This window comes from Pediococcus pentosaceus ATCC 25745, from assembly GCF_000014505.1.
Taxonomy (GTDB): Bacteria; Bacillota; Bacilli; order Lactobacillales; family Lactobacillaceae; genus Pediococcus; species Pediococcus pentosaceus.
The window spans coordinates 1,749,804-1,765,169 of record NC_008525.1 but is presented as its reverse complement, the minus strand read 5'-3'; the positions used below and the strand labels follow the sequence as shown (position 1 = coordinate 1,765,169).

The 15,366-nt window shown below is 37.0% G+C and carries 11 protein-coding genes and 1 pseudogene; 10 read left to right on the top strand and 2 right to left on the bottom strand.

Annotated elements, in window-relative coordinates; all coding sequences use genetic code 11:
* The first annotated feature begins 64 nt into the window (after positions 1–64).
* Positions 65–1,192 (top strand): annotated as a pseudogene (locus PEPE_RS08685) (low temperature requirement protein A).
* A gap of 142 nt (positions 1,193–1,334) precedes the next feature.
* The gene (locus PEPE_RS08680; RefSeq protein ID WP_011673881.1) at positions 1,335–3,140 is read left to right on the top strand and encodes a DUF2207 domain-containing protein; all 1,806 of its coding nucleotides are present in this window, start codon (positions 1,335–1,337) and stop codon (positions 3,138–3,140) included.
* A 417-nt stretch (positions 3,141–3,557) separates the two neighbouring features.
* Here PEPE_RS08680 and PEPE_RS08675 read toward each other — a convergent pair whose 3' ends face one another.
* Positions 3,558–4,397 carry a methyltransferase domain-containing protein gene (locus PEPE_RS08675; RefSeq protein WP_011673880.1) on the bottom strand — a complete coding sequence of 280 codons (840 nt, stop codon included), beginning with the start codon at positions 4,395–4,397 and terminating at the stop codon, positions 3,558–3,560.
* Positions 4,398–4,599: 202 nt separating this feature from the next.
* Between PEPE_RS08675 and PEPE_RS08670 the strand changes: the two genes are divergently transcribed.
* From PEPE_RS08670 to PEPE_RS08645, 6 genes are all read left to right on the top strand, one after another.
* Positions 4,600–5,463 carry a DegV family protein gene (locus PEPE_RS08670; protein ID WP_011673879.1) on the top strand — a complete coding sequence of 288 codons (864 nt, stop codon included), beginning with the start codon at positions 4,600–4,602 and terminating at the stop codon, positions 5,461–5,463.
* A 19-nt stretch (positions 5,464–5,482) separates the two neighbouring features.
* Positions 5,483–5,986 carry a DUF1836 domain-containing protein gene (locus tag PEPE_RS08665; RefSeq protein ID WP_049752783.1) on the top strand — a complete coding sequence of 168 codons (504 nt, stop codon included), beginning with the start codon at positions 5,483–5,485 and terminating at the stop codon, positions 5,984–5,986.
* A gap of 91 nt (positions 5,987–6,077) precedes the next feature.
* Positions 6,078–6,398 carry an ArsR/SmtB family transcription factor gene (locus tag PEPE_RS08660; protein ID WP_011673877.1) on the top strand — a complete coding sequence of 107 codons (321 nt, stop codon included), beginning with the start codon at positions 6,078–6,080 and terminating at the stop codon, positions 6,396–6,398.
* 69 nt (positions 6,399–6,467) lie between these two features.
* Entirely contained in the window at positions 6,468–9,860 is a 3,393-nt protein-coding gene (locus PEPE_RS08655; RefSeq protein ID WP_011673876.1) for a YhgE/Pip domain-containing protein, read from the top strand.
* Between the two features lie 140 nt (positions 9,861–10,000).
* A complete protein-coding gene (locus PEPE_RS08650) occupies positions 10,001–10,636 on the top strand; it encodes a DUF4767 domain-containing protein (protein WP_011673875.1) in 636 nt (211 codons plus the stop codon).
* Positions 10,637–10,893: 257 nt separating this feature from the next.
* Positions 10,894–11,547 carry a nitroreductase gene (locus PEPE_RS08645; RefSeq protein WP_011673874.1) on the top strand — a complete coding sequence of 218 codons (654 nt, stop codon included), beginning with the start codon at positions 10,894–10,896 and terminating at the stop codon, positions 11,545–11,547.
* Between the two features lie 36 nt (positions 11,548–11,583).
* On the opposite strand, the gene PEPE_RS08640 is transcribed toward PEPE_RS08645, so the two are convergent.
* Complete coding sequence (locus PEPE_RS08640) at positions 11,584–12,297, bottom strand: GntR family transcriptional regulator (RefSeq protein WP_011673873.1); 714 nt, start codon at positions 12,295–12,297, stop codon at positions 11,584–11,586.
* Between the two features lie 159 nt (positions 12,298–12,456).
* Here PEPE_RS08640 and PEPE_RS08635 point away from each other — a divergent pair, with 159 nt between their 5' ends.
* Positions 12,457–13,839: a glycoside hydrolase family 1 protein gene (locus PEPE_RS08635; protein ID WP_011673872.1), complete on the top strand. Its 1,383-nt coding sequence runs from the start codon at positions 12,457–12,459 to the stop codon at positions 13,837–13,839.
* Positions 13,840–13,853: 14 nt separating this feature from the next.
* On the top strand, positions 13,854–15,197 hold the full coding sequence (locus tag PEPE_RS08630; protein WP_011673871.1) for a PTS sugar transporter subunit IIC: 1,344 nt from the start codon (positions 13,854–13,856) through the stop codon (positions 15,195–15,197).
* Positions 15,198–15,366: the final 169 nt, after the last annotated feature.

The following is a 15,366-nucleotide window of genomic DNA, read 5'->3' as shown; positions in this document are numbered from 1 at the left end:
AAAAAATAAATTAACTAAATTTACGGGGGTAAATTTGCTATGATATCCATAAAGACTCTAGATAATGAAGGTGATTTTTGTGAAAAATGAGCTGTTAAAAAAAGTTTCGATGATCGAACTTTTCTACGATTTAGTTTTTGTATATATGATTTCACAAGTAACAGGGTTAATCCATCATCTACAAAATGGTGTAATTAGCCCAAGTGCACTAAGTATCTTTACTTTAGTTGTAATCGTTTCGATCAATTCGTGGATGGTTCAGACGGTTTTTAATAATCGCTATGGGAAGTCCCAATGGTCTAATGTAATTTTATCTTTTGTCGATATGGCGATTGTACTTTATATGTCGAATGCTTTTTCCGACACGTTTGACCGACACTTAATTGGCTTCTTTATAGCAGCAGGGCTTTTATCACTAACTTTGGCAATTCAATACTTACTAGTTTTTGTACAAACTAAAAATGAGTATGACCGAAACATTGCGATGGTTTTTATGAGAATTTTGTTTTTTAGAACGGCTTGTTTGTTAGCGGGGGGAGTGTTGGCTGGCAGATGAGGGACGACGATTGCCTTGTTTGGAATTATCACTAGTTGGATTATACCCGCTTTTACCGGGAAACATACTCAAAAGCACCCCATTATTTTCTCTCATTTATTAGAACGACTAACGGCCTTGATTATTATTATGTTCGGTGAAACCATCGTAGGTATTTCAAAATATTTCACGCAAAATACATTTTCAATTCAATCCATAATGATTTTTATAATTGTAGTTAGTCTATTTTTTACGTATATTGTGGAGTTTGATCATTTAATTGAAGAACAGCGTACCCATGAAACTGGAAATTTACTAATATATTTACATTACTTTATTTTGTTTGGCTTGAGTTTAGTCACGGTGGCCTTGGATTTTACCCATGAATCTGAAGCTAATGCTATATTTTCGATTACGTGTCTGTATGTGGGGATAGCGCTATTTTATATCGGAATTGTTATTGCAAGTTATTACAACAAAACTACGCTAAAGTTAGAAAATTATGTAGTCGTTGCTTTCATTGTCGTTACATTGATGGGGTATTTTACATCAATGTGCTTTGCAACGTTTTCGATAATCGCTGGTGTGACAGCTTTAACAACGTTAATTAATGCGGTAGTCATAACGTTATCGTTGGTACGGCGGTATGAAAGGTAGCCGAGATATAAATATCGAAGGACTTAGAAAAGCATTTTTATCAACTCTGAAACAGATTCTACCATCGTCCGCACCTGCTCACGTATGCTATACTTTGACTAACATTTAACGGGGATTATTGAACAATTTTTGGGGGAGTAATATGAAATTTTTTACGAAAAGAACGTTCCTATTGTTAGTCACGATGCTAACCTTCGGTATTTTTTGGAATGTTAAGACAGTTAAGGCGGATTACGAAATTTCACAATTTAGAATGCAGATTAATGTAAATAAGGATGGGAGCGCCAACATCAATCAAAGTGTTTTGTACGACTTTGATGATGATTATCATGGAGTTTATTTGACTCAAGATTTAAGAGGAACTGCGGGAGCAGAATTAGAGGGGATTACCGTTTCTAATAACAAGGGAACCCAAAACCAAGTTCCTATTAATAACAGCGGTGAAAATTTAACTGCTAAAGTTGAATCAAGTAAAAAGCAAATGAAAATTAGGGTTTATAATGCTGTATCAAGTGATGACCAAACCAAAATTACGTACCATTATCGGATTAACGGGGTGGTGACCAACTACAAAGATACAGCTGAAATTAATTGGAAAGTAATTGGATCGGGTTGGGACGTACCCTTAGAGGATGCGCAAGTCACCATTAAATTACCTGGAAAGAATGTTAAAGGACTTCATGCTTGGTCTCATGGGGAGGCTGCAGGCTACACTACGGTGGATAAAGCTAAAGGTAAAGTAACTTTAGATATAGGAGACAATCCAGAGAACACTTTTGTGGAAGCACATATGGTATTCCCCACGGCTTTAACTCCCGATAATAAAAAAATTGTTAATCAAAATCATCTAGCAGCAGTAAAAAAACAGGAATATCAACTGGTAAAGCGTGAAAATGAAGCCCAAGCAAGAGCTCAACGCATTGCGGCTTATGCTAAAATTACCAGTGCCATCATAAGTGTACTGATTTTAATCGGTATGATGGGTTGGTTAAAAAAACATGGATATCATCAATATGATATCCCGACGCCCATGGAACATAGTTTTGACGTCCCAAGCATCTCACCAGCAGAGGCAGAAGCGCTATTTAACAAGAGTAAAGCTGATACTAAGGGTGTTTCTGCTGAAATGTTAGTTTTGGCGGCTGAAGGTAAATTGAAGTTCAAACAGATTCCCTATGGCAAGCGAGGTAAGGAAACCACTGAAATTGAGCGTCAAGGTAAATTCAACATGTCCTTTGTTGATCGCTGCTTGGACCGCATTGGTGATGGTCAACAAGTTACTATCAAGCAAATTAATGATTATGCTAAAAAAGACAAGAAGAATAATGTAGCTACATGGTACAAGGAGTGGCAGTCCGAGGTTGATACCAATTTAGCCCGCTTTAAAGATACGTATAATATTAGTTATCGTCATGGACTGCTTGGGCTAGCAATTGCTACTCCAATCCTTGCTTTCATAGTAGGAATTATCGGAAGATTTGGGGAAGCAACTAACTTGTACTGGATAGGCGGAATAGTCTTAACGTTGATAATTGAAGCTTGGGTTTTAGCTACTTGGGATAAGGTTTCAATGTATAACGAGGCTGGATTGCAGCAATATAATCAAATCCGAGGATTTAAACAGATGATGAAAGATATTGCTCATTTTAATACGGCTGAGATTGGTGACCTAATTCTTTGGGAACAAATTTTGCCATATGCCACCGCTTTTGGGTTGGCAGAAAAGGTTGCTAAAAAACTAAAGACGGATTTTGGAACTCAATTAAATGAAAATGTTCCATTTTATGCCTACTATTATGGAATCAATGGAATGCATGTAGGTATTGCTAACAGTATTAGTACTTCTATTTCACACTCAGTATCAGCTAGTTCCAGTGGTTCGTCCGGCGGATTTAGTGGAGGTAGTTCTGGTGGTTTTGGAGGAGGTTCCGGTGGTGGAGCTTTTTAAACTTTAATTCGTTAAATTTGACACTGCTGAAGTAATAGCGTAAGGTTGAAGATGTTGCTTCGGGTACAGGAGCAAAGGGTATTATTAATTATGTTTTTGTGAATATCTGCATTCTAGCTAAGATATTCATTTTGTTTTAACCCAATTATTTTTCAATTAAAACTTAAGTTATATGCAAACTTCAGGATAACAGTGCTGTTTGATGGATTCTAAAACTTGTTTTTCAGGCTTTGCGAGACATTGTTCATGATATTAGGACATTTTTTAGGTACGTTTGACCATGTTATTTGAAAATAAATAGACAAGAATAAGTAAGTACTTAATCCAAGTACATTCAAAAACTACAATAAATTTAAAATATTAATAATATATAAAAAGGCTTCAATCAATTCGTTAACATTGATTGAAGCCTTTTTATTATTTATGAACTACACCAATTTCAAATTCCGCCGTGATTTCTTTTAACCCATCTTGTAAAATAGCCTCTTTACGATCCTGAGCTTGCCAAGTTAAAGGTGTCATATTGAAAAGAGCCGTGAATAATTTATCATTAAGCGGAAATTTATAGCTGATTTTAGAAAATTCGACGTGTTCATAGTGTTCGATAAAATGGTTTTTAACCGGAGCATTATCATAGGTCGCATGTTCACCATCAGGGTAGACGAGTTGTCGAAGTTCACTTAGATAATGATTTCCAGGAATCACTTTAATTAATTCACCATGGGTTGCCAGCGTTCGATCAAATTCTTGATAATTGGCTGGAGATAAAATGTTGACGATTGAAGTTAAACCTTGATCTGCGAAAGGTAATTGAGCTAAATCGCCCACCATAAATAAAGGATAGGGTTGAGGAGCAATTCCAGAGCCGGCAATATTAATCGCTGGTTTAGAGATATCCAAACCCACGAAGTCTCCGTCGAAATGAGATGCCATCCATTTAGTAGTAGTTCCTTCTCCACAACCTGCATCTAAAATTAAATCTCCCGAAATATTATTGATAACTTCTTCTAACATCGGGTTGAAAAAACCAGCCGTCAAAAACTGATTTCGATAAGTTAACATCTCATTAGTATATTCAGTGTTAACAGGATTATTTAAAAAGAAGAGACTTCCTTTTTTGGCAATATTAAATGAATGCTGATTATTACAAATTAAAGTCCCGGATTGAACTTCATTGAAATTCGATTTACAGATGGGACACTGAAATTGGTGTAAGTGTCGTTGGATAAATTGGGTTGCTAATTCGATTTTATTCAAGATGAAACCTCGATATTCTGAAAGATATTAAAACTATTCTACCATTTAATACCACCGGATTGTTTCAATCGTTAGTTTAATGTAACGAAAAGAAGCTAGTAGTACTAGGAAAAATTTATTAAATAGCTAAGTTAGTCATCGGAATTGTTATACTAGTTTTATGAACTAGATAGATAGTTTTTAAAACAAAGGGGAAGTTAGCATGCTTAAACAAAAAATAGCGGTGCTGGTCGATTCGTGTTCCGATGTACCAGCTGAAATTGCCAATCGGGAATATTTTGAAATGATTCCGATGGGAGTCTTCTTTGGGGAAGAAGAGTACCAAGATCGTGTAAATATTGAGCCAGATGAATTTTATCAAAAGTTGGCTAAGGCCAATCCTTTGCCAACTACGGCCAGTCCTAAGGGTGAATTAATCACAAAAGCACTAGACAATTTGTCAAAACGAGGCTTTACGCAAATTATTGCTGTCTGCATTTCCTCGGGATTATCTGGAACAGCACAGCAAGTTAAAATATATGCTAAAAATTACCCCCAACTTCAAATTGAGGTAATTGATACTAAAAATATTGGAATTGCTAGTGGGTTTGCTGCAGTAAGAGCAAGTGAAGTGATTGAAGAAGGCTGGGAGTTCGATCAGATCGTTGAGGAAGTTCAGCGGGTAGCTAATCAAACGAAGGTATTTTTCTATGTTCCAACTTTAAAATACTTAATTGCGGGTGGGCGAATTGGACGTGTCGCCGGCTTGGTGGGTTCCATTATTAATTTGAAGCCGATTATTTCATGTGATGATGAGGGAATTTATTATCCAGTGGCGAAGGCACATGGGGAGAAAAAAGCCCTTAAAAAAATGCTACAATTAGTTGATGATACCCTTGAAAATGCTCAAAAGTTTAATTTAGCTGTGGTACACGGTCTCAATGAGGGGTTAATGAATCAAATTAGTACTGAGTTTAAAAATAAATACCCTAATATGGGAAAATTTTATAATGGAGATATTTCACCTGCATTGGGAGTACATACCGGTCCAGGATTAATTGGCATTGGTGTACAAATTATTAAATAAGGTAATTGAAGGAGATCAAATGGATTCAAAACAATTAGAAAATTTTGCCAAAATGAGCTTGCCCAAATGGGATGAATTACCAAATATTGAACTTCATTTGGACCAAGTAATTGATTTGGCTAATAATTATTTGCGTCCATTAGAAGTCGATTTGTTAACACCAACGATGATGCATAATTATCTGAAGCAAGCAGTCATTATTCGCCCACAAGGTAAACTGTACGGACGGATGCAACTGGCTGCTGTCATCATCATTGGATGTTTAAAAAGCATTTTGAGTTTAGATGAAATTAAACGAGGGTTCGAAGCTGAACTTAAGTTGACCAGTTCAAGGAGGGCTTACAATAATTTTGTGAATGCTTTTAACGAAGAAGTCCAACGAATTTCTCAACATGGACCGCGTAATTTGTGGAACGAACTATTAGCCGAAACGGCGGTGGTTTCCCTCCAGCATAGTGCCATTATTTCTATGCTTACCAAGAAGATGGCTAAGGACTTATTGTCTGATCTAGAAGAAAAATAATTAAAGTTAATCTTAAGGTTGAATTGAATTAAATTTAGCGTTAAGATTTAATTTGTATTTAAATATTCGAATATTCGAATGGAGGAGAAAGATGGTCAAAAACAATGCTGCTCTTGCTGCGTTCAAGAAGAACATCCCACTGTTGGATGCCCTTTCTGACGAACGCCGTCAACAAATTATGATTACACTTGGCGAAAGTGATGCGGGGCTGACGGTGAGTGAACTAACTAAGCTAATTGGTCTTTCACAACCAGCCGTATCACACCATATCAAGCAGTTAAAAGACCTCAATTTGGTTTCCGTCCGCAAGGTTGGGACAAGTAATATTTACCAATTGACGATCAAAGACGCATTGGCTCAGGTCCAAGAACTGATTGACATCTTGAGAAAAGATAAGAAGTTATTGCGATAGATCTTTTAGAAGTACATCATGATTCATATATCCGGATATATAAATTAAAGGTTAAAGGGGACTAGTTGGATGATTCGCAAAGAATGGAAGTTTATAGGGAAAAATAAGTTAATCTTAATTTCAGTTCTGGCAATTATTTTCATTCCTTTCCTATATAGTGTTTTCTTCTTGAAATCAGTATGGGATCCGTATGGAGATACAAAAAATTTGCCAGTCGCAGTGGTTAACTTAGATAAACCCGTTGAGTATCAAGGTAAAAAACTCGCAGTTGGGGACGAGATGGTTTCCAATCTGAAGAAAAATGACCAGTTAGGCTGGAAATTCGTTTCAGCTAATAAAGCTAAAGAAGGAATGAAGGATAAAAAGTACTATACAGTAGTCACAATCCCTAAGAACTTCTCAGCAAATGCTGCAACTGTAACAGATAAAAATCCTAAAAAGATGCAGTTGAAGTATTCTACTAATGCTTCGCTAAACTACATTGGTAAAGTAATTAGTGACGTAGGTACAGAAAAGTTAAACTCTCAAGTACGGGAGCAAGTTACTAAATCTTATGCTACAGCTATGTTTGATCAAGTTAAAAAAGCTGGTAAAGGTTTCAAAGACGCGGCCGATGGTGCTAATAAACTTAAAGACGGCGCGGTTCAACTAAACGATGGTACTAAGACTTATACGGCCGGTGTATCACAATTACACGATGGAATTGCTACAATGGCGGTTTCTGTGGCTCCTCTGCAATCTGGTGTAAAACAGTTAGCAGATGGTTCAAGCCAATTAACTGGTGGCTTGGATGAATTAAACAGTAAGACTGGAACTTTGGCATCCGGTGTAGCTCAATTAGCTGGTGGTTCAAGTCAATTATCAGCTGGCTTAGATCAGTTGAACAGCAAAACTGGTGCCCTATCTTCTGGTGTATCACAGTTGGCTAATGGTTCAGGACAAGTTACTAACGGAGCAGTTGCTCTAAATAAAGGTATTTCTGAATTACAATCTAAGAGTGGTGCTTTAGTTACTGGCGTATCACAACTAAAAGATGGTTCTGCTCAACTAAATGTTGCAGTTCCTCAATATGTTGGTGGTGTTTATCAACTTAATAGTGGTATCCAAAAATTAGATGCTAATACTGGTGAATTAGTAGGTGGCATCAAACAAATTTCATCTGGAGCAAGTGATTTAAATAGCGGAATCAACGAATACACTACTAAAGTTTCTGATGGTACTTCCACTTTACAAAGTGGTATTGCTAGCTTAGCTAATAATACTAAGGACTTACCATCAAGCGTTGGCCAAATGAAGTCAGCTGTTGATAGTATTGCGGGTGGTTCAAAACAACTCTATGGTGCTAATAGCCAAGTTTCTAACGGATTGAACCAACTTTCAAGCCAAATTACTCCATCTGATATGAGTAAGCAAGCTAGTGCTTTGAAGAGTGAATTAAATTCAATCAATTCACAACTAGCAGCGCTATCTAAAACAGATGTTTCTGGCGGAAACAATTCTAGTGCAGCTAGTTCAATTAGTAGCCAACTAAATAAAATTAAGAGTGATGTCGGTGCTTTAGCTAGTTCAGCTAAAACAACGACTACTACTAAAGCAGCACCAGCATCCTCAGGAGTATCACAAGCTACAATCAACGCTAAAATTGATGGAGCTGGTCTATCCGCAGAAGATGCAGCTAAAGCTAAGGCCGCTTTAGCAGGTGTTGCTGGTTCTGGTGCAAGCACAGCCCAATCAACTACAACCTCACAAACTATTGATACAAGTAAAATTTCAGCAATTCAAGGTGAAATTAGTAGTGTTGAAGGTCAAGTTTCAAAATTGAATTCATTATCTTCAAAACAAGCTGATTTAGATGCTAAGATTGCAACTTTAAGTGCTTCATTCCAAAAGGTTGCTTCAGGAATAAATTCACTTTCTGCAAACGGTGACGAAATGGCCACATTAGCTGCTAAGATTAAAGCCTTGGCTCAAGGATCACAAAGTGTTACTGATAACTTGAAGGTCCTCTCAGACAGCTCAAGCAAGCTTTCAGGTGCCGTGGATAAATTCTCAGGCTCAGCATCTAAGTTATCTGATGGTGTGTCGCAATTGAACAACGGTGCAAGTGATTTAGCTAGCCAAACTAATAAGAGTTCAGATAATGTTAAGAAGTTAACTAGCGGTGCTCAAACACTTGATACAGCCTTAACTACTATCAATGGCCAAATGCCGGCATTACAATCTGGAATTAGCCAATTAACTCAAGGTAGTTCTCAACTTAGTGGAAACGGAGCTGCTTTAGTAAATGGTGTAAGCCAACTTAATGGTGGTATCAGTACTGCTAGTTCACAAATGCCAACCTTGGTTAGTGGTGTAGGAATGTTAGCTGCTGGTAGCAACCAATTAGTTGGTGGATCATCACAAGTTACTGGTGGACTTAACCAATTAAATGGTCAAATTCCAGCTCTTGTAGGTGGCGTTCAACAATTAGATTCAGGAAGTCACACATTGAATAGCGGACTTCAAACTCTAAACGGAAGCACAGGAACCTTGATTAGTGGCGTTCAACAGTTAGATTCAGGAAGTCATACCTTAAATGATGGACTTCAAACCTTAAATGGAAGTACAGGTGAACTAATTGACGGTGTTAATAAACTAAATGCCGGTGCAAGTGAATTAGATGCTAACTCTGATCAGCTGCTTGACGGTAGCAAACAAATTAGTGATGGTAATGGTACGCTAGCAGATAGTTTAGAAAAGGGTTCAAAACAAGTTAACAGTGTTCCTCTTACAAGCAAAACTGCTCAAATGTTCGCTGCTCCAACCCATTTGAAACAAACTGATTACAGTTATGTGCCAAATTATGGGCATGCTTTGGCACCATATGTGCTTTCATTAGCCCTTTATGTTGGTGCCATCGTCTTTAACTTCGCTTACCCAATCCGTAAGATTTCTAAGCGTGGTGGTACAGCTACAGACTGGTTCTTGAGTAAAGTATCAGTTGGTACAGCGGTTGCTCTTGGAATGGCCTTGATTGAAGCAACGATTATGATGGTTGCTGGTATCCATGTTGATCATGTAGGTCAATACTACTTAACCGCAATTATGATTGCTTTGACGTCGATGTACATCGTTATGTTCTTATCGATGGCCTTCGATAATCCTGGTCGATTCGTTGCAATGATTCTATTGATGCTTCAACTTGGTGGTTCGGGTGGTACCTTCCCAATGGAAGTTACAAACAGTTTCTATAATGCAATTCATCCATTCTTGCCATTGACGTACTCAATCTTGTCATTCCGTCAATCCATTACGTCTGGTTTAGGAAATATCACGGTTGTTCAATCAATGGGAGCTCTATTATTGTTCGCAATTATAGCTCTTGCATTGCTATGGTTCAGCATGGTTCAACTTCAAAAGAAACATTTAGAAGGTAAATCTCAACTAGATGACAATCAAAAGTTACAAGAAGTTGAAAGATAGAAGGTAATTAAAAATCACATTACGTCAGGTTTGATGTAATGTGATTTTTTATAAATTAAGTAGTCCTCTATAAAAGAGTAATTACAGTTAATTTCCAATTTATCAAATTACTGTATAATAGACTAAACGAGGTGATTATTATGCGACATATGAAAAAACCAGAAAAGCGCTCGTTTGGCTCAATCAATTCGGTGGTTTGGGTTATTCTCGCGTTAATCGTCGTGATTGCAGGGTATAAGTTCTTTTATCCTAATCACGTCACGAACACAACTTCATCTTCTGATAGATCAAGTAGTACAAAAGTGATCAAAGTTGAAGAAGGTAAATCAAGTTCATCTAAAGCACAATCTTCTTCAAAGAAGACTAAAAAGACTGAAAAGAAAATTTGGACTGACAAACAAGATTCAGAATTGGCAGCTTTCATTTCAAGTTGGCAACAAACCATGGGCCAAACTTACACAGGTACGAATGCTAACGCATCCGTTAGTTTCGGTGGAGTAAGTTTCCCTGACTATCTCTCTAAGGGACAAATATATGTCAACCAGCAAGAGGTTTCCATGCAATGGACAAGAAGTGAAAAGGCAGACAGTGAATACAAGGTAGTAGCTGTATATACTGGTGACCAATACATGTACTTATTTACGTTCCATAATGGCCAACCAGAAGTATTAGTAACTTCTCAATCAGCTAGCAATGGAATGAACTTCAAGGTTACGGAAAATGCCGATTTAGTAGCCGAATTCCAAAAGGTTGCTGCGGAAAACACTGATAAATAAAAAACTACAACATAATTTTATAGTGGCCCTCAAAAGTTAGACTAAGACTCTAGCTTTTGGGGGTCGTTATGGTTTATGGGCTAAAATGGAATTTAAAGGTGAAAATAAAGTCATGTCAATTTCTGATAAAGTTAATTTGGTAGATTATTGAGCAATAAACTTTTTCAACTCTTGACTTAAAGTAAACTTTAAGTCGTATACTAAAACCTGCAGTATGGTTCTAAATTTGCAATAAACGATTCGGAGGTTTAGACAGGATGGAAGTCAAACAGGCAATTCAAAAGCGTCATTCCGTACGTCATTTTACGGATCAAAAAATAGATTCAAAACAATTAAAAGAAATGATTGGAATTGCTCAAAAAGCACCTTCATGGGTCAATTCGCAACCGCAAAAAGTTTATGTAGCCCAAGGTGAGACTTTGGAAGCTATTAGAAAGCAACAACAGGAATTGGCAATTACAGGAGCAAAAACTAATTCGGATATTCCTCCAATGTCGCGGAAGCGCTGGTCCGAACAAGCTCAAAAGAACATGGCTGAATGGAGCCATGGCATACCAGCAGTTTTGGGAGATAATTGGCAAGAAACTTTGGGTAAAGAAGCCAGTCAGCTTTATAATGCTCAAGCTGTAGTTTATTTGACCTTACCAAAAGGATATACACCATGGTCTTTGTTTGATTTAGGTGCATTTAGTCAAAATATTTTGTTGGCCACGACTGAACAAGGTATTGACTCGATCGTCGCATATAACTTTGTGAAGTATCCGCAGATTTTAAGAGAGGAGTTAAATATTCCAAGTGATGAGGAAATTATCGTTGGGATTGGCTTAGGATTTGAAGATGAACAGGCACAAGTAAACCGCATAACTTCTAAACGAATGGATACAGAATCTATTTTAAAAATTAAAAAATAAAAAAAGCGTTCAGAAAATTTTTTCTGAACGCTTTTTTTATTCAAGTAAATTGACATCCGCAGATACTGCGCTAGATCGGTATGGAAAACGAGATTCAGAAAATTCAAAAGGGGTTCCATCTACTAAGTAACTAGTTTGGCTAATCACTAGGATTGGATCGCCCAACTTTTCACCCAGAAATTTAGCGTCCTCTTCAGAAACTTTACGGGCAGTGATTTGTCGATGGGAACCAGCTAATTCTAAATGGTACTCATGTTCTAGATATTGGTAAATAGATTTTTTTAAAACTTCTTCGGTTATTGTTGCAATTTTAGTTGGCATAATTGTTTGTTCATAACTATAAGCTTTTCCCTCGATAAAACGCGTCCGTTTGATGACGTAGACCGTCTCACCATCTTCTAGTAGAAGATTTTTCTTTTCGACTTCGTTAGCAATCCGAGCAGTCAAATGAATATATTTACTGGTGACTTTACTATGCGGATGAGTCGAGGTAGTCCCCAAAGGTTTATCAACATCGTTAGTAAATTCGTCATTCAAATGAGCATCTTTTCTAACAAACGTCCCAGCACCACGTTTGCTATAGATAAGCCCTTCAATAATTAGGGATTGGAGTGCTTTGCCAATCGTTATACGAGTAGTATTAAATTCTTTAGCTAATTGATTTTGATCCGGCAGTAAAGCTCCAGGTTTAATTTTTTGTTCAATAATTTGTTTGCGAATCGCTTGCGAGATTTTTTCGTATTTATACATATTGTTTAAAACTCCGTTTTAAGACGTTACCCTCATTTTAGCGTATCTTAAATACAATCACAATTTTTATAAAAGTATAGTCTTTTAAAATAAAAGTATTTACTTAAATAAAAAATAAAGCTATAATGAAAGCGAATTCAATTAGAGAGGAGCGTTATTTTGAAAGGAAAACTACCAGATAATTTTTTATGGGGAAACTCAACATCAAGCATGCAGACAGAAGGAGGTGTTCATGAAGGCGGTAAGGGACCATCAGTTTATGATACATATGAAGCAACCGAAACTACCTCAAACTGGGATGTTGCTATTGATAATTACCATCATTATGAGGAAGACCTAGATTTGATGGCTAATCAAGGAATGAATTGTTATCGTTTCCAAATTTCATGGAGTCGTGTAAACCCTACCGGAGATGGGGATTTTAATGAAGAAGGTATCCAATATTATGACAGATTAATTAATGATTTACTGAAACGTGGAATCAAGCCGATGATTTGCCTGTATCATTTCGATATGCCATTACATTTAGCGGAAAAATACAACGGCTTCATGAGTCGCCACGTGGTTGACGCATTTGTGCGTTTTGGTAAGAAAATGGTGGATTGCTTTAGCGATCGTGTGAAACTATGGGTAACTTTTAATGAACAAAACTTATATTCACAGACAGAAGCTTTCCACATTGCAGGCTATTTGAAAGGTGACCAAACTGACGAAGAACTCCAGTTAATTGCTCATCACGTAATGACCGCCCATGCCCAAGTCGCTAATTATGTGCACGAAACTAGTGATGCTCAAATTGGAGGGATGTTAGCATATGTGGAATCTTATCCTAAAAATTGTCGTCCGCGTGATGTTTATGTGGCCCGCCAAATTGATGAATTTTTGAATCGTAATTTATTGGAGGCTTGGGTACACGGCCACTACTCGACTGAGGTTACCCAGTATATCAAGAATCATCATTTTGATATCGATTTTACAGAACAAGATCAAATAGCATTTGAAAAATTGAAGAGTGATTTTATTTCGTTTAGTTATTATGCAAGTAACGTTGTTGATTCAACCAAAATTCCACAGGGAACGATGCCTAATCGTTATCTAGATTATGGAGGGGTCGAAAATCCATATTTAAAGGCTACAGATTGGGGATGGAACATTGATCCATTAGGATTCCGTGATGTTATCACTAAGACTTACAACGAATACGGTATTCCCATGTTTCCAATTGAAAATGGTATCGGTTATCGTGAAAAATTCGATGGGACAGAGATTCAAGATGATTACCGAATTGAATATCATCGTGACCATATCCAAGCGATGATTGATGCGGTTGTGGAAGATGGTGTCCCAGTCTTAGGTTATCTTGGTTGGGGATTAATCGACATTCCTAGTTCTTCTGGAAATATGGAAAAACGCTATGGGATGGTGTACGTAAATCGTGGCAACCACGAGTTACGTGATATGAAACGGGTCCCTAAGAAGAGTTATAAATGGTTTAAAAAAGTTATTGAAACTAATGGGAACGATTTAGAAAATGATCTTTAATGGGAGGATTTAAAATGGGTAGTTCGAACAAAGAATCAGTCAATGATAAGATGCAAAATTCTAAATTCATTGCTAAGTTCACTGAAATCTCAGTTAAAGTCGGAAACTGGGTATATCTCCGTTCACTCCGTGATGCTTTTGCCGTCATTTTACCAATGTTTATTGTAGCCGGAATTGGGGTATTGTTAAATAACGTTGTCTTTACCTGGTTTTTGAGTGGGGATATGCTGACAAAATTCCAAGTGATTGGAAACGCCATTGTTAATGGGACGTTAAATGTAGCCGGAATTTTAGTTGCGCCAATGATCGGTTATAGTCTTGCTCGTAATAAAGGCTTTAATAATCCAATTGCGGCTGCTGCGATGTCTTTAGCAAGTATTTTCATCCTAATGCCAGGAAGCATTCAGTTAGGAACGGTTGCTTCAGCAGGGGCAAAAATGGCGACGGTCACAGGTGGACTTAGTTATTTGAATACGGGAACGCAAGGAATGTTTGGTGGGATTTTTGTTGGGCTGATTGCAACCGGCCTCTTTATCAAACTTGCCTCGATTAAAAAATTACAAATTCACTTAGGGGAAAATGTACCACCAGCAGTTTCTGCTTCATTTAGTGTTTTAATTCCAGCCATTTTATTAATGTCGTTTTTTGCTATTATTGCAGCGTTGCTGGCAGGATTTTTCAACACCGATTTAATCAACTTAATTAAAACTTGGATCCAAGAACCTTTACGAGGCTTTAATACAAGTATTGTGGGTTACTGTGTAATTTATACTTTAGCTAATTTCCTTTTTGGTTTAGGTATTCATCAAACCGTATTATCAGGTGCATTGCTTGATCCCCTTGTATTAGTTAATATGAACGAAAACATGACTGCTTATGCACATCACCAAGCCATTCCAAATATTATTACAACTTCATTTGTAAGTAATTACACCTTAATCGGTGGTTCAGGTAGTACGATTGCGTTGATTATTGCTATTTTAATTTTTAGTAAAGCTAAATCTTCTCGTCAAATTGCTGGATTATCGTTGGCACCAGGAATCTTTAATATTAATGAACCGATGATTTTTGGTTTTCCAATTGTCTTTAATTTACCTTTGATTATTCCATTTGTTTTATTCCCAGTTGTTGGGAGTTTGATGGGTTACTTTGCTACACTTTGGGGCTGGGTCAGTCGAACAGTAGTATTAGTACCATGGACAACTCCTCCTTTGATCGGACCATATCTTTCAACAGCCGGAGACTGGCGCGCAGTTATTTTACAAATCTTAATTATTGTGGTCGGAGTATTCTTATACTTACCATTCTTGAAGATTAGTGAACGTGTTTCTGAAATTCAAGCTGAAGAAAATCTATAATTGGTCAAAAAATCAAAACCTCAAACTAATTATCAGAATTAGTTTGAGGTTTTTTAGTCTTTCGAAGCTAGTCTTTTTATCTTATAAAAATTAACAACTTTGCTCAAATATGTAAATTTAATGTTGAGGTTTGAACAAAATTGCACAAAACCAAAATTCAATTTAAAAC